This is a genomic window from Scandinavium sp. M-37, from assembly GCF_043558715.1.
GTDB lineage: Bacteria > Pseudomonadota > Gammaproteobacteria > Enterobacterales > Enterobacteriaceae > Scandinavium > Scandinavium vulneris_A.
In genome coordinates this window covers 1-15,413 of sequence record NZ_JBIGIN010000056.1, presented here as the reverse complement: position 1 = coordinate 15,413, position 15,413 = coordinate 1, and the positions used below count along the sequence as shown (strand labels likewise).

Annotated in this window: 15 protein-coding genes, 1 pseudogene and 1 riboswitch; of the genes and pseudogenes, 6 read left to right on the top strand and 10 right to left on the bottom strand. The window is 55.8% G+C overall.

The window, feature by feature from the left end; genetic code table 11:
- Positions 1-87: 87 nt before the first annotated feature.
- From ACG0Z5_RS23015 to rsd, 8 genes and pseudogenes are all read right to left on the bottom strand, one after another.
- Positions 88-1,314, bottom strand: a pseudogene (locus ACG0Z5_RS23015) (cache domain-containing protein); the annotation flags it as partial.
- A gap of 259 nt (positions 1,315-1,573) precedes the next feature.
- Positions 1,574-2,701: a 2-iminoacetate synthase ThiH gene (gene thiH, locus ACG0Z5_RS23010; RefSeq protein ID WP_394451397.1), complete on the bottom strand. Its 1,128-nt coding sequence runs from the start codon at positions 2,699-2,701 to the stop codon at positions 1,574-1,576.
- Positions 2,701-3,468 carry a thiazole synthase gene (thiG, locus tag ACG0Z5_RS23005; protein WP_394451395.1) on the bottom strand — a complete coding sequence of 256 codons (768 nt, stop codon included), beginning with the start codon at positions 3,466-3,468 and terminating at the stop codon, positions 2,701-2,703. Before thiG ends, thiH begins: the two co-directional genes overlap by 1 nt.
- Before the next feature lies 1 nt (position 3,469).
- Entirely contained in the window at positions 3,470-3,670 is a 201-nt protein-coding gene (gene thiS, locus ACG0Z5_RS23000) for a sulfur carrier protein ThiS (RefSeq protein WP_394451394.1), read from the bottom strand.
- On the bottom strand, positions 3,654-4,409 hold the full coding sequence (locus ACG0Z5_RS22995) for a HesA/MoeB/ThiF family protein (RefSeq protein ID WP_394451393.1): 756 nt from the start codon (positions 4,407-4,409) through the stop codon (positions 3,654-3,656). The genes thiS and ACG0Z5_RS22995 overlap by 17 nt, the downstream gene beginning before the upstream one ends.
- Positions 4,396-5,037 carry a thiamine phosphate synthase gene (gene thiE, locus ACG0Z5_RS22990; RefSeq protein WP_394451391.1) on the bottom strand — a complete coding sequence of 214 codons (642 nt, stop codon included), beginning with the start codon at positions 5,035-5,037 and terminating at the stop codon, positions 4,396-4,398. Before thiE ends, ACG0Z5_RS22995 begins: the two co-directional genes overlap by 14 nt.
- Complete coding sequence (thiC, locus tag ACG0Z5_RS22985) at positions 5,037-6,932, bottom strand: phosphomethylpyrimidine synthase ThiC (protein WP_394451390.1); 1,896 nt, start codon at positions 6,930-6,932, stop codon at positions 5,037-5,039. Before thiC ends, thiE begins: the two co-directional genes overlap by 1 nt.
- An 80-nt stretch (positions 6,933-7,012) precedes the next feature.
- A riboswitch (TPP riboswitch) is annotated at positions 7,013-7,113 on the bottom strand.
- A gap of 53 nt (positions 7,114-7,166) precedes the next feature.
- Positions 7,167-7,670 carry a sigma D regulator gene (gene rsd / locus ACG0Z5_RS22980; RefSeq protein WP_394451389.1) on the bottom strand — a complete coding sequence of 168 codons (504 nt, stop codon included), beginning with the start codon at positions 7,668-7,670 and terminating at the stop codon, positions 7,167-7,169.
- A 96-nt stretch (positions 7,671-7,766) separates the two neighbouring features.
- Here rsd and nudC point away from each other — a divergent pair, with 96 nt between their 5' ends.
- From nudC to ACG0Z5_RS22950, 6 genes are all read left to right on the top strand, one after another.
- The gene (gene nudC, locus ACG0Z5_RS22975; protein WP_394451388.1) at positions 7,767-8,540 is read left to right on the top strand and encodes an NAD(+) diphosphatase; all 774 of its coding nucleotides are present in this window, start codon (positions 7,767-7,769) and stop codon (positions 8,538-8,540) included.
- A gap of 39 nt (positions 8,541-8,579) precedes the next feature.
- The gene (hemE, locus tag ACG0Z5_RS22970) at positions 8,580-9,644 is read left to right on the top strand and encodes a uroporphyrinogen decarboxylase (RefSeq protein WP_394451387.1); all 1,065 of its coding nucleotides are present in this window, start codon (positions 8,580-8,582) and stop codon (positions 9,642-9,644) included.
- 9 nt (positions 9,645-9,653) lie between these two features.
- Positions 9,654-10,325, top strand: a complete 672-nt coding sequence (gene nfi, locus ACG0Z5_RS22965; RefSeq protein WP_394451386.1) for a deoxyribonuclease V — start codon at positions 9,654-9,656, stop codon at positions 10,323-10,325.
- A gap of 42 nt (positions 10,326-10,367) precedes the next feature.
- Positions 10,368-10,958 carry a YjaG family protein gene (locus tag ACG0Z5_RS22960; RefSeq protein WP_394451385.1) on the top strand — a complete coding sequence of 197 codons (591 nt, stop codon included), beginning with the start codon at positions 10,368-10,370 and terminating at the stop codon, positions 10,956-10,958.
- Positions 10,959-11,144: 186 nt separating this feature from the next.
- Positions 11,145-11,417, top strand: coding sequence for a nucleoid-associated protein HU-alpha (gene hupA, locus ACG0Z5_RS22955; protein WP_006816568.1), 273 nt, complete (start codon positions 11,145-11,147; stop codon positions 11,415-11,417).
- A gap of 12 nt (positions 11,418-11,429) precedes the next feature.
- Positions 11,430-12,122 (top strand): DUF1481 domain-containing protein, encoded by a 693-nt coding sequence (locus tag ACG0Z5_RS22950; protein ID WP_394451399.1) that lies wholly within the window; start codon positions 11,430-11,432, stop codon positions 12,120-12,122.
- Between the two features lie 42 nt (positions 12,123-12,164).
- Here ACG0Z5_RS22950 and purD read toward each other — a convergent pair whose 3' ends face one another.
- Both purD and purH read right to left on the bottom strand, forming a co-directional pair.
- The gene (purD, locus tag ACG0Z5_RS22945) at positions 12,165-13,457 is read right to left on the bottom strand and encodes a phosphoribosylamine--glycine ligase (protein WP_394451384.1); all 1,293 of its coding nucleotides are present in this window, start codon (positions 13,455-13,457) and stop codon (positions 12,165-12,167) included.
- A gap of 15 nt (positions 13,458-13,472) precedes the next feature.
- Positions 13,473-15,062, bottom strand: coding sequence for a bifunctional phosphoribosylaminoimidazolecarboxamide formyltransferase/IMP cyclohydrolase (gene purH, locus ACG0Z5_RS22940; protein WP_394451383.1), 1,590 nt, complete (start codon positions 15,060-15,062; stop codon positions 13,473-13,475).
- Between the last annotated feature and the right edge of the window lie 351 nt (positions 15,063-15,413).

The window sequence follows — 15,413 nt, the reverse complement described above, 5'->3', positions numbered from 1 at the left end:
ATATAACGGCGGATTATCCCCCAACGAATCGGAAAATCGATACTGGAAAAACTCTAAAGTGGTGGCCAGTTTTTGTTGACCACTACACACAATATCGCCGCTAAGGTGTCCCCAGGTATCGTTGATTGATTTGAAATTATCGATATCGACCATCGACAGGGCAAAAGGCTGATTGTCGTTTATTAGCGCGGCTACTTCTGAGTCAAACGCCCTGCGGTTTTTGCAGCCGGTCAGGGCATCAACTGTCGCCTGTCGCACATACGTCAATTCACGTTCTTTGTTAGAGATAATGGCCTTGCTGAGGGTCGCCTCAAGTTTGGGGGCCTGTTTGATATCGCCTGTATTGATTGCATTAATAATGTTCATCAGCACTGTCCGGGAAGCGTGCCACAGATAGAGACCGAAGAGCACAATCAGAATTGCCGCCAGAGCGAAGCCCCACACTACCGTGAGGGTTTCATGGCGAATCAGTGCGCTGAGTGTGGTGTCGGAGACCTGCAAGATCACGAACCAATCCGGATTGGCAAAAGAGTAATAGTAAACCCAGGCGTCATGTTGTTTGTCATAAACCACGCCTTCGCCATTGGTCATCTTTTTCATCAGCGAGGGGGCGATGAGTGTCTTTAAAATTTGGCTGGTATGAGGATGAAGAACGGCCTGGCCTGCCCGGTTGACGACAAAATAAGTGCCTTGTATTGGGGACTGCATCTGACGCAGGGTCGTACTCATGGCCGACAGATCCAGATGGAAAGCCAGCGTCCCTTTTAGCGTTCCCTCAGGAGAGACCACCGGGCGATATAAAGCAATGGTCTGCTCGTGAGTAAAAAAATCCTTATACGCTTCGGTGTAACGGCTGTACGTGCTGGAATCTGCCTGATGAGCGAACCAGGGGCGAGTACGCGGATCAAAAATCCCTACGGGTTTATCTTTGGCTGCCTGCGGGGCTCGCAGGTAGTGGCCTTCATCATCCGCGATGGAGATGGAAGAAACCCTCGGCAGAAGGACCAGTAATTGCATCAACCGTTCTAGCCCGCCGCGGGGATCAATATTCACTGTATTATTGAGTTCATTGTTACGGGCGTAGAAACGGGCGGCCCGATCGAGGACATGATCATTTTCATCCAGCAGGGATGAGGTGTAATTCACCGCCAAGTTACGGGTGAAGTTACGGTTAATCTCATGATAAGAATCCACAATATCTCTGCGTTGGTTCAAGATCACCAGTGCCGCAATGAGGATAAAACCGACCAGGAGCCCAGCAAAACTCACCAGTATTGGGCGAGTAAAGGATAGTTTTCTACTAAGGATATTCATTTCTCAGGACGCCTTCCCTCAGGCGAATAGCAAAAGTATGTTAGTCAGGAACAGGGTAATGCCAATTCATTCATATGATGAATTATACGTGACATTGGGTGATGAGGGCAGGGCGGGAGAGGAAGGAATGACCGCCCTGGTCAACAATCCATGCTGACCCGAGCAGCGTAGGGTGCGCCAGATTCTCCGGCAACACCCAAATAAGCACCCTGCGAGGCAGCTTCAGGGACTTATTCAACATGCTGCAAGCGTTGCCTGATTATTGCGAGTTGCGCCCCAACCAGCTGTCCCAATCTTTCCATACGGGCTGTAAACCGCTTGCGATCAACGCCTGAGCCACTTCTTGCGGACGACGTCCGTCGTGTGGGGCGAATTGCTCCAGTTCTGGATGATTATCGGCATACCCGCCGGGCTGGGTTTTCGAAAAGGCGCTGACGTTATTAATTGCTATGGGGATCACCCGATCGCGAAACTGCGGTGATTCGCGGGTCGACAGCGACAGCTCACTGTCTGGCGACAACAGCCGGAACGCGCACAGCGCCTGTACCAGCTGGCGCTCATCCATTAACGATGCAGGCGTAATGCCGCCGGTACAGGGCCGCAGTCGGGGAAACGAAATCGAATAACGGCTTTGCCAGTAATGTTGCTGCAGCCAGAGCAGATGCTCGGCCACCATGTAACAATCCACCCGCCAGCTGTCCGATAAGCCAATCAGCGCTCCAAGACCGATTTTATCGATTCCGGCGTTGCCTAACCGGTCCGGCGTTTCCAGCCGCCAGAAAAAGTCCTGTTTATTGCCCTTCAGGTGATGGCGGGCGTAAACCGCTGGATGGTAGGTTTCCTGATACACCATCACCCCGTCCAGCCCCAGCGTTTTCAGCTCCGCGTACTCGGCCTGTGATAAGGGCTGAACCTCCATCTGCAAGGAGGCAAACTGGCGGCGAATGTCTGGCAGATGGCGGCGAAAATAGTCCATCCCCACTTTGGTCTGATGCTCGCCAGTGACCAGCAGCAAATGCTCAAAGCCTAAGGCGCGAATCGCCTCGCATTCGCGGCTGATTTCCTGTGCATCCAGCGTCTTACGCTTGATGCGATTGCTCATCGAAAAGCCGCAGTAGGTACAATCGTTCGCACACAGATTCGACAAATACAGCGGGACGTAAAAGCTGACGGTATTGCCAAAGCGCTGACGGGTCAGCTGCTGCGCCCGCTGGGCCAATGGCTCAAGATAGGCTTCTGCGGCAGGGGAGAGTAACGCCATAAAATCGTCACGGCTGGGCTGGCGGGCGGTGAGCGCGCGCTCGACATCGGCAGCCGTTTTACTGTGGATCCGCAGGCGGATGTCGTCCCAGTTAAGTTGCTTCCAGCGTTCGGTGAAGGTAGCCATTACAACGCCTCCAGAAAACCAGTCAGCGGGCTGGTGGCCAGAGCCAGTCGGCTTTTCGCGCCCGGCCCGGCCTGACGAGCCAGTAAACCCGCCTCAACGGCAAGGCGAAACGCGGTGGCCATTCGCACCGGCTCGTCGGCCACCGCAATGGCGGTGTTAACCAGCACCGCATCGGCCCCCATTTCCAGCGCCTGCGCGGCGTGACTCGGTACCCCGATGCCCGCATCGACCACCACTGGCACCGTCGCCTGGGCGATAATGATCTCCAGCATCGCCCGGGTTTCCAGGCCCTGATTTGAGCCAATCGGCGCGCCTAACGGCATCACCGCCGCGCAGCCCGCCTCTTCAAGCCGTTTGCACAACACCGGATCGGCACCGCAGTAAGGCAGCACCACGAATCCCTCTTTCACCAGCTGTTCTGCGGCTTTCAGCGTTTCGATAGGATCCGGTAGCAGCCAGCGTGCGTCGGGATGAATTTCCAGTTTGAGCCAGTGGGTACCCAATGCTTCCCGTGCCAGACGGGCGGCAAACACGGCTTCTTCTGCTGTTTTTGCCCCCGAGGTGTTGGGCAGCAGCGAAACACCCGCCTCCAGAAGGGGTTGAAGAATAGCGTCATTACGCTGGCGTAAATCAATGCGTTTCATGGCCAGGGTGACCAGTTGGCTGCCTGAGGCGCGAATGGCATCGATCATCAGTTCCGGTGTGGCAAATTTGCCCGTGCCGGTGAACAGATGTGACTCAAAGGTTTTATCAGCAATACGTAACATGTCAGCCTCCGGCAATAACCTGAAAAAGCAGGAGCGCATCGCCTTCCTGCAAACTGTGATTCGCCCATCGTGTGCGCGGCAAAATCTGCTGATTGAGCGCCAGTGCTACACCGGGGTTATCCTGTTCAAGCCGTGACAATAGGGCCGCGACGGTCAACCCGGCTTCGCATTCGATGCGTTGCTCGTTAACGAGAACGTTCATATGCACCTCCGCAAACCGGGCAATCGGGTGAACGCGTGCGGGTCAGCGATCGCCAGTTGCCTGAGCGGGCATCGAACAGGCGTAATACATCCTGCGCGATCTCCATGCCGGTCAGCCATTTGATGGCTTCTAACGCCTGCAAAGTGCCCATCACGCCCACTACCGGGCCGACAATGCCAGCGGTTCGGCAGTTACGCGCGGGTTCCTGTTCATCGGGCCACAGGCAGCGGTAGCAGCCGTAGGTTAACGGCGGGGCGATAACCATCAGTTGCCCGCCGAAGCCGACGGCGCTGGCGGTGATTAGCGGTGTGCCATGTGCGACACAGGCGGCGTTAATCGTCTGGCGGCTCGCCATGGTATCGGTGCAGTCGAGCACCACATCCGCCTGCTGAACCTGCTGGTGGAGCACTTCCCCGCAAAGATGCTGATTGAGCGCGATAAGCTGAATATCCGGGTTGCGTTGTGACAACCGGCGTTGCGTCACTTCCGCTTTCGGGCGGTTGATGTCCGTCTCGGTAAACAGGATTTGCCGCTGTAAGTTGCTGATGTGCACCGTATCGTCATCGGCCAGCACCAGCGTGCCGATCCCCGCCCCGGCCAGATACAGCGCCGCTGGAGAACCCAGCCCGCCGAGGCCAACGATCAGTACCCGGCTGGCGAGCAGTTTTTTTTGACCGTCGACGGCGATATCCTCGAGCAGGATCTGGCGGCTGTAGCGCATGAAATCACGATCGTTCATCGCCCGCCCCCGCCATCTCCAGTAGCTGTGCGGTAGCCATGTGCCAGTCTGGCGCCTGGGTTATGGCGCTCACTACCGCAATGCTGCCCACTCCGGTCGCCAGTACAGCTGGGGCGCGATCGAGGCTGATGCCGCCAATCGCCACCGTGGGATAATTTTTCAGCCGGGCAATATGTGCCGCAAGCTGCGCTAATCCCTGTGGGGAGGACGGCATCTGTTTGGTCTGCGTGGGGAACACGTGACCCAGCGCGATGTACGACGGCTTCACCGCCAGCGCCACGTCAATTTCCATATCGTCATGCGTCGAAACGCCGAGCCGCAGCCCGGCCTGGCGAATGGCATCCAAATCCGTGGTTTCCAGGTCCTCCTGACCCAGATGCACGCCGTAGGCCTGATGCTTAATAGCCAATTGCCAGTAGTCATTGATAAACAGCCGGGCGCGATAGCGGCGACCCAGCACAATGGCGGCAGTAACCTCGGCTTCCACCTCATCATCGGTCTTATCCTTGATGCGTAACTGAATGGTTCGCACGCCCGCCTCCAGTAGATGGGCTATCCATTCCACGCTGTCGACGACCGGATACAGGCCGAGGCGATACGGCACCGCCGGGAAATCAGGCTGATACATCAGACTTCCTCCTTGCGCAGATAGATTTCACCGCCTTTGGCGCGGAAGTTTTCTGACATATCGGCCATGCCCACTTCGATAGTCTGGGTTGCCGCATAGTCACGTACTTCCTGGGAAATTTTCATTGAGCAGAACTTCGGCCCGCACATCGAACAGAAGTGCGCGACTTTGCCGGATTCCTGCGGCAGGGTTTCATCGTGATAGGCGCGGGCGGTGAACGGATCCAGCGCCAGATTAAACTGGTCTTCCCAGCGGAATTCGAAGCGTGCCTTCGACATGGCATTATCGCGGATTTGTGCCCCCGGATGGCCTTTTGCCAGGTCTGCGGCGTGGGCGGCAATTTTGTAGGTAATCAGTCCCTGCTTAACGTCCTCTTTGTTCGGCAGGCCAAGGTGCTCTTTTGGCGTGACGTAGCACAGCATCGCGCAGCCGAACCAGCCAATCATCGCCGCGCCAATGCCGGAGGTGAAATGGTCGTAGCCTGGCGCAATATCAGTGGTCAACGGCCCGAGGGTGTAAAACGGCGCTTCGTGGCAATGCTCCAGTTGTTCCGTCATGTTGCGGCGGATCATCTGCATCGGCACATGACCCGGGCCTTCAATCATTACCTGCACATCATATTCCCAGGCAATCTTGGTCAGTTCGCCGAGGGTATGCAGTTCAGCAAATTGCGCTTCGTCGTTTGCATCCTGAATCGAACCCGGACGCAGGCCATCGCCCAAGGAAAGAGATACGTCGTAGGCGGCGCAGATCTCGCAGATTTCACGGAAATGCTGATACAGGAAATTTTCCTGATGATGCGACAGGCACCATTTCGCCATGATGGAACCGCCGCGTGAAACGATGCCGGTCAGGCGTTTGGCGGTCATCGGCACATAGCGCAGCAGCACGCCAGCGTGAATGGTGAAGTAGTCGACGCCCTGTTCCGCCTGCTCCAGCAGGGTGTCGCGGAAGGCTTCCCACGTCAGATCTTCGGCGATGCCATTGACCTTCTCCAGCGCCTGATAAATGGGCACCGTACCAATCGGCACCGGGCTGTTACGCAGGATCCATTCCCGGGTTTCGTGGATGTAGCGGCCGGTAGACAAATCCATCACCGTATCCGCTCCCCAGCGCGTGGACCACACCAGTTTTTCCACTTCTTCTTCGATAGACGACGTCACCGCCGAGTTACCGATGTTGGCGTTCACCTTCACCAGGAAATTCCGCCCGATGATCATCGGCTCGGATTCCGGGTGGTTGATATTGGCCGGAATAATCGCGCGTCCGGCGGCGACTTCATCGCGCACGAACTCCGGGGTGATATTGTCGGGCAGGCTCGCGCCAAACCCTTCGCCTGGGTGCTGGTGGCGAAGTACATCGCCACGAATGCGCTCGCGCCCCATGTTTTCGCGAATGGCAATGAACTCCATTTCAGGGGTCACGATCCCCTGGCGGGCGTAATGCAGCTGCGTCACGCATTTACCGGCGATGGCGCGTTTGGGTGTCAGCAGGCCGGTAAAGCGCAGTTCGTCGAGGCCGTCATCGGCCAGCCGTTCCCGGGTGTAAGCCGAACTGCGCGCGTCCAGCGGCTCGCTGTCATGACGCGCCTCAATCCAGGGCTGACGCAGTTTGGCCAGGCCCTGCTGAACGTTGATGACAATATCTGGATCGCCGTAGGGACCGGAGGTGTCATACACCGGCACGGCTTCGTTGGGTTCGAACTGAGGCGTGTCTTTGCTGCCGCCAATGAGCGTCGGGCTAAGCTGAATTTCACGCATCGGGACGCGGATATCATCGCGCGAACCAGCGAGATAAATCCGTTTCGAGTTAGGGAAGGCCGTGCCTTCGAGGGTGTCGATAAAGTGTTGGGCATGTGCACGCTGTTCGCGGCGGGAGAGTTTGGTAGTAGACATAGCGCATTCCAGTATGTGAAAGAAATGGCTTGTCAGACGACGGATGAACGAAGAGATTACGCGCCCATTAGACGACGTAAAAATGTGTGACTCTTGTTCCCTTCGCAGGTACTAACCTGATCAGGTTCCGCGGATCCCGAATTAACGGTCTCAGCCCAAATGGGCACTCCGACAAGATACAACCCCGCCAGCGGCGAGGTGAAGAATGTAAATTACGCGTTAACGGTTAAGAACTCAAGCCGGGCGCGCAATCTGATTTTCATCATTGGCGCTGCCGTTCAGTTTGTTATCCATCGCCAGCGCAATCAGGCTGTCTTCCAGCGCAAATCGCGCCGCAAGTGCTTCGCCCAGGCTGGATAACGCCTGCTGAAACTCCATGCAATTATCATCATCAATGGCGGTTTCAAGGCTGGAATCGTAGAGACTCATGATTTGCTCGGTATTGCCTTCGAGCTGAGGATAGAGTTTTGTTGCCGCCAAAAGTGGGTTTTCACCTTCCAATTCGCCGACAATGCGTTCATAAATACTGAAATGACCGGCGGAGAGGTAATCCACCAGACGCTGACAAAAATCGTCGAGCGCTTTCTCGTTGAGGCGCATATACGATCCTTTGCCAGGCTTGATGCCAACCAGATTGTAATAGGCGACGAGCAACTGCTTGCGCACCTGTAGCCACTGATCGACAAGATGATGGCTGCCGCCAACGCGCTCTGTCAGGCTTTCTAACTGGTTTAGCATGATGGACTCCGCATGTGAAAGAGCGAAAACAGCTCACCCAAAAATGTAAAAGCACTGTTAACAAAGTGCCAGTGAAGCGAAGGTAGTGCAATAGATATGGATCGTATAATTGAAAAATTAGATTGTGGCTGGTGGATAGTCAGCCACGAACAGAAACTCTGGTTGCCCAACGGTGAATTGCCACATGGCGAAGCACACGCATTCGGTCTGGTGGGCCAGCATGCGATGCAGATTGGCGAATGGGAGGGCGATCCCGTTTGGCTTATCCAACAGGATAAGCGTCAGGAAATGGGCTCAGTGCGCCAGGTGCTGGACCAGGATGTTGGCCTGTTCCAGCTGGCGGGGCGTGGGGTGCAGCTGACTGAGTTTTACCGATCGCATAAATTCTGCGGCTATTGCGGTCACACCATGCATCCGAGCAAAACCGAATGGGCAATGCTGTGCAGCCACTGCCGGGAGCGCTATTACCCGCAAATTGCGCCGTGCATTATTGTCGCTATCCGCCGTGACGATTCCATTTTGCTGGCACAACACACGCGCCATCGTAATGGGGTGCATACCGTGCTGGCCGGTTTTGTCGAAGTCGGGGAAACCCTTGAACAGGCTGTGGCTCGCGAGGTGATGGAAGAGAGCAGCATCCGCGTCAAAAACCTGCGCTATGTGACCTCGCAGCCGTGGCCTTTCCCGCAGTCGCTGATGACCGCATTTATGGCGGATTACGACAGCGGCGAGATAGTCATCGACCCGAAAGAGTTACTGGAAGCCAACTGGTATCGCTACGACAACCTGCCTCTGCTGCCACCGCCGGGTACCGTCGCGCGTCGTTTAATTGAAGATACGGTGGCGATGTGTCGGGCAGAGTATGAGTGATGGTACACTGCTCGCATGACGCATAAAGGAACTGCCAACATGACCGAACTGAAGAACGATCGTTATCTGCGTGCGCTGCTGCGCCAGCCTGTTGATATCACCCCTGTCTGGATGATGAGACAAGCGGGCCGCTATTTGCCGGAATACAAGGCCACACGCGCTGAAGCCGGCGATTTTATGTCGCTGTGCAAAAACGCCGAGCTGGCTTGTGAAGTGACGTTACAGCCGCTGCGTCGTTATCCGCTGGATGCAGCGATCCTCTTCTCGGACATTCTGACAATCCCTGATGCGATGGGGCTGGGGCTCTATTTTGAGGCCGGTGAAGGCCCGCGTTTTACCTCGGTGCTGAAAACCAAGGCCGATATTGAAAAGCTGCCTGTTCCGGATCCAGAACAGGAACTGGGCTACGTGATGAACGCGGTGCGGACTATTCGCCGTGAACTGAAAGGCGAAGTGCCGCTGATCGGTTTCTCCGGCAGCCCGTGGACGCTGGCCACCTATATGGTGGAAGGCGGCAGCAGCAAAGCGTTTACCCTTATCAAAAAGATGATGTATGCCGATCCGCAGGCGCTGCATCTGTTGCTGGATAAACTGGCGAAGAGCGTCACCCTATATCTGAACGCGCAAATCCGTGCGGGCGCGCAGTCGGTGATGATTTTCGACACCTGGGGCGGGGTGCTGACCGGGCGCGATTATCAGCAGTTCTCGTTGTACTACATGCATAAAATTGTCGATGGCCTGCTGCGTGAAAACGAAGGTCGTCGTGTGCCGGTGACATTATTCACCAAAGGCGGCGGGCAGTGGCTGGAAGCGATGGCTGCAACCGGATGCGATGCGCTGGGTCTCGACTGGACCACCGACATTGGCGATGCGCGTCGTCGCGTGGGTGATAAAGTGGCGTTGCAGGGCAACATGGATCCGTCGATGCTGTATGCACAACCGGCACGTATCGAAGAAGAAGTGGCGTCTATTCTGGCCAGCTTTGGGCAGGGTGAAGGGCACGTCTTTAACCTGGGGCACGGCATTCATCAGGATGTCCCGCCGGAGCACGCGGGTGCATTTGTTGAAGCCGTGCACCGTTTGTCGGAACACTATCACCAGTAAGGATACGGCATGGATCTGAGCACTCTTCGGGAACAGCAACGGGCGTTAGCATCGTCAGTGATCCGCGAGGATCGCTTCAATGAAGATCCTCCGCAGTTGATCGCCGGGGCAGACGTCGGATTCGAGCAGGGCGGAGAAATCACCCGGGCGGCGATCGTCCTGCTGAGTTACCCGAGCCTGGAGCTGGTGGAATACCAGATAGCGCGTATTCCCACTACCATGCCTTACATCCCCGGATTCCTTTCTTTTCGTGAATATCCCGCGCTGCTGGCAGCGTGGGAGCAACTTTCCCGTAAACCCGATTTGCTTTTCGTCGATGGTCACGGAATTTCCCATCCGCGTCGCCTGGGCGTAGCCAGCCACTTTGGCCTGCTGGTGGACGTGCCCACCATTGGTGTCGCGAAAAAACGCCTTTGCGGTAAGTTTGATCCGCTGTCTCCTGAACCGGGCGCGCTGGCCCCGCTGATGGATAAAAGCGAGCAGCTGGGCTGGGTCTGGCGCAGCAAAGCGCGCTGTAATCCGCTGTTTATCGCCACCGGTCATCGCGTCAGTCAGGACACGGCTTTGGCCTGGGTTCAGCGCTGTACACAGGGTTACCGCCTGCCGGAACCGACGCGTTGGGCCGATGCGGTGGCTTCCGGACGACCGGCATTCCAGCGCTGGCAAGCAATTCAGCCCTGATTCAGGTAAACTGCGGCCAATTAACGCATTCGAGAACTCATCATGTTACAAAATCCGATTCATCTGCGCCTTGAGAAACTGGAAAGCTGGCAGCACGTGACCTTTATGGCTTGCCTGTGCGAGCGTATGTACCCGAATTACGCTGTGTTCTGTCAGCAGACAGAGTTTGCCGATGGGCAGATTTATCGCCGTATTCTCGATCTTATCTGGGAAAGCCTGACCGTGAAGGACGCTAAGGTGAACTTCGATAGCCAGCTCGAAAAGTTGGAAGAAGCGATCCCGGTGGCCGATGATTTCGATATGTACGGTGTTTATCCGGCGATCGATGCCTGCGTGGCGCTGAGCGAATTAGTGCATTCACGTCTGAGCGGTGAAACGCTCGAACATGCAATCGAAGTCAGTAAGTCTTCTATTACCACCGTAGCGATGCTGGAAATGACCCAGGCCGGTCGTGAAATGACGGATGAAGAGCTGAAAGCCAACCCGGCGGTAGAGCAGGAATGGGACATCCAGTGGGAAATATTCCGACTTCTGGCCGAGTGTGAAGAACGCGATATTGAACTGATAAAAGGGCTGCGCGCAGACCTCCGTGAGGCTGGCGAGAGCAATATTGGTATAATTTTTCAGCAATGAAGCCACAAAACGTGACATTCAGTCCGAATTGTCGTGCCTGAAGGCTTCACATCTGCCCCCCGTCTGGTCTACATTTGGAAGGCGAAAAAAAGTGGCTATCGGTGCGTGTATGCAGGAGAGTGCTTTTCAGGCATTTCCGTCGCACTCGATGCTTAGCAAGCGATAAACACATTGTAAGGATAACATATGAATAAGACTCAACTGATTGATGTAATTGCGGACAAGGCTGACCTGTCTAAAGCACAGGCTAAATCTGCCCTGGAATCCACCCTGGCTGCAATTACTGAGTCTCTGAAAGAAGGTGATGCTGTACAACTGGTTGGTTTCGGTACCTTCAAAGTTAACCACCGTGCTGAGCGTACTGGCCGCAACCCGCAGACCGGTAAAGAAATCAAAATCGCCGCAGCCAACGTGCCGGCATTTGTTTCTGGTAAAGCTCTGAAAGACGCTGTTAAGTAAGACCGCATGCCGGTGAACAGTTTTAACGAAGGGGCGGTTTCGCCCCTTTTGTCCATCATGCGCCGCTCGTTGCCGCTGGTGGGTGCGTTGTTGCTGTCCGCATGTAGTAGCCATTCTTCTCTGCCGCCGTTTACCGCCAGCGGATATGCAGACAACCAGGGCGCGGTGCGCATCTGGCGTAAAGATTCCGATAATGAAACTCATCTGCTCGCGGTATCCAGCCCGTGGCGCAGCGGAAATACCTCAACCAGCGAATACCGCTGGCAGGGTGAGACGCTCTCTCTGATTGAACTCAACATTTACAGCAAGCCGCAGGAGCATATTCGCGTGCGTTTTGATGACCATGGCGAACTCAGTTTTATGCAGCGCGAAGTGGATGGACAGAAGCAGCAGCTCTCTAACGACCAGATAGCGCTGTACCGCTATCAGGCTCAGCATATCCGCCAAACCAGCGACGCATTGCGTCAGGGGCGCGTGGTGTTGCATCAGGGGCGTTGGCATGCGAATCGCACCGTGACGACCTGTGAAGGGCTGACGGTGAAGCCGGATTTAGAAACCCTGGCAATTAACCACATCGAACGACGTCAAAGCCACTCCTCTGTGGAAGTGAGCGTGGCGTGGCTGGAAGCAGCGGAAGGTTCACAGCTGTTGCTGGTGGCGAATGAAGACTTCTGCACCTGGCAGCCGAAGGAAAAGAGTTTCTAGCAGGAATGCCCTCTCCGGAACAGAAAGGGCGAATTGAAAGACTTACTTCCCTTGCTCACGCGCAATCGCGCGATAACCAATGTCCTTACGGCTGAAGCAGCCTTCCCAGTGAATATCCGTCATTAATTCGTAGGCACGTTTCTGGGCTTGTGCCACGGTTTCACCGAGCGCCGTCACACACAGCACACGGCCGCCGTGAGTCAGCACGCGATCGTCATCCGACAGTGTGGTTCCGGCCTGGAAGACTTTTCCGCCTTCTACTTCTTCCAGTGGCAGGCCGTGAATTTCATCGCCGTTGTTGTAATTCCCCGGATAACCCCCGGCTGCCATCACCACGCCCAATGACGCACGCGGATCCCAGCGGGAGGTTTTCTCATCCAGCTTGCCGTCACAGGCGGCCAGGCACAGTTCGACCAGGTCGGACTGCAGGCGCAGCATGATCGGCTGTGTTTCCGGGTCGCCAAAGCGGCAGTTGAATTCGATAACCTTCGGATTACCGGCTTTATCGATCATCAGCCCGGCATACAGGAAGCCTGTGTAGGTATTGCCTTCCGCCGCCATGCCGCGCACGGTTGGCCAAATGATGCGGTCCATGGTGCGCTGATGCACGTCGTCAGTGACGACGGGTGCCGGGGAGTAAGCGCCCATTCCGCCAGTGTTCGGGCCGGTGTCACCGTCGCCAACGCGTTTATGATCCTGGCTGGTGGCCATCGGCAGCACGTTTTCGCCGTCGACCATCACGATAAAGCTGGCTTCTTCGCCGTCGAGGAACTCCTCAATCACGATCCGATGGCCCGCATCGCCAAAGGCGTTACCCGCCAGCATGTCGTGCACCGCGGCTTCTGCTTCTTCCAGGGTCATCGCGACAATAACGCCTTTCCCGGCGGCAAGACCGTCCGCTTTGATAACGATCGGTGCGCCTTTCTCGCGCAGATACACCAGCGCCGGCTCAATCTCGGTAAAATTCTGATATTCCGCGGTAGGGATGTTATGACGCGCCAGGAAATCCTTGGTGAAAGCTTTTGAGCCTTCCAGCTGTGCGGCACCCTGCGTTGGGCCAAAGATAGTCAGGCCCGCGGCGCGAAACGCGTCGACGACGCCAATGACCAGCGGCGCTTCTGGGCCAACAATCGTCAGGCCGATATCTTCACTTTGCGCAAAGTTCAGCAGTGCGGGAATATCTGTGGCGCTTATCGCCACGTTTTGCAGCGTCGGCTCAAGCGCGGTGCCCGCATTGCCCGGTGCCACGAATACGGTTTCAACCAGCGGCGACTGTGCTGCTTTCCAGGCCAGCGCATGTTCGCGCCCGCCGTTACCAATCACTAATACTTTCATCGTCTGCTCCGGGAATTAATGGCGGAAGTGGCGCATGTCAGTAAAGATCATCGCGATGCCGTGTTCGTCAGCGGCGGCAATGACTTCTTCATCACGTATTGAACCGCCTGGCTGGATAACGCAGGTCACCCCCACGGCGGCTGCGGCGTCGATCCCGTCGCGGAACGGGAAGAAGGCGTCAGACGCCATCGCCGAACCTTTCACTTCCAGTCCTTCGTCGGCGGCTTTAATCCCGGCGATTTTGGCGGAGTACACGCGGCTCATTTGGCCGGCGCCTATTCCGATGGTCATGTTCTCTTTGGCATACACAATGGCGTTAGACTTCACGAACTTCGCCACTTTCCAACAGAACAATGCATCACGCAATTCCTGCTCGCTTGGCTGGCGTTGGCTCACCACGCGCAGTTCACTGGCAGTGACCATGCCTAAATCACGATCCTGAACCAGCAGGCCGCCGTTAACACGTTTGAAATCCAGACCGGAGACGCGGGTATCCCACTGGCCACAGGTCAGTACGCGGACATTCTGTTTGGCCGCCGTAATCTTCAGTGCTTCTTCAGAAGCAGATGGCGCGATAATCACTTCCACGAACTGACGGGAGATAATGGCCTGTGCGGTTTCGGCATCCAGTTCACGGTTAAAGGCAATGATCCCGCCGAAAGCAGACGTCGGGTCCGTTTTGTAGGCGCGGTCGTAGGCGTCGAGAATCGAGTGGCTTACCGCAACCCCGCACGGGTTGGCGTGCTTGACGATAACACAGGCCGGTTCGCTGAATTCCTTCACGCATTCCAGCGCGGCATCGGTATCGGCGATGTTGTTATAGGAGAGGGCTTTGCCCTGAACCTGTTGGGCAGTCGCAACCGACGCTTCCTTTATCTCTTCTTCTATATAGAAGGCAGCTTGCTGATGGCTGTTTTCGCCATAGCGCATATCCTGCTTCTTAATGAAGTTCAGATTCAGTGTACGTGGGAAGCGACCGGCAGGTTCTTTGCTTTCGCCGTGATAGGCGGGCACCAGGCTACCGAAGTAGTTGGCGATCATGCTGTCATAGGCGGCGGTGTGTTCGAAGGCTTTGATCGCCAGATCGAAACGGGTCTCAAGAGTAAGGGAGCCTTCGTTAGCATCCATCTCATTAATAATAGAAGCGTAGTCGTTGCTCTTTACGACGATTGCCACATCTTTATGGTTCTTCGCGGCGGAGCGAACCATCGTTGGGCCACCGATATCGATATTCTCAACGGCATCTTCCAGCGAGCACTCTTCACGAGCGACGGTCTGGGCGAACGGATACAGGTTAACGACCACCATATCGATAGGCGCAATCCCGTGTTGTTCCATGATGCCATCATCCTGGCCGCGACGGCCGAGGATCCCACCATGTACTTTCGGGTGCAGCGTCTTAACGCGTCCATCCATCATTTCCGGGAAACCGGTGTAATCGGAAACTTCGGTGACCGACAAGCCTTTATCTGCTAACAGGCGAGCGGTTCCGCCGGTAGAAAGCAGCTCCACACCACGTGCGGAAAGTGCCTGCGCGAATTCGACGATACCGGCTTTATCAGAAACGCTGAGTAAAGCGCGGCGGACTGGACGACGTTGTTGCATGGTAAATCCCCTGGATTTGACGATTACAGAGAGCGTTAGCTGAATTTTTACCGGAAAAACTCAGCTAACGCCCCTTACGGGGCATCCTTGTTTTAGCGCGGGCATTGTAACGAAAACGTTTGCGCAACGCTCGCGAATTTTTGGCTTTTCTCACGTTTGTGGATAACTCTGTGCGTAAATGGGTATAAGGCGGGGTTTTGCTGTGGAATGCAGCAGTCAGTCATTTTTCTGTCATTTAGGTATTGCGGTACCTTCAGAACTCCCTATAATGCGCCTCCATCGACACGGAACAACGGCAAACAAGCCGCCGGGTCAGCAGGGTTTCTCCGGAAATTCTGACAGAGAAAAGCG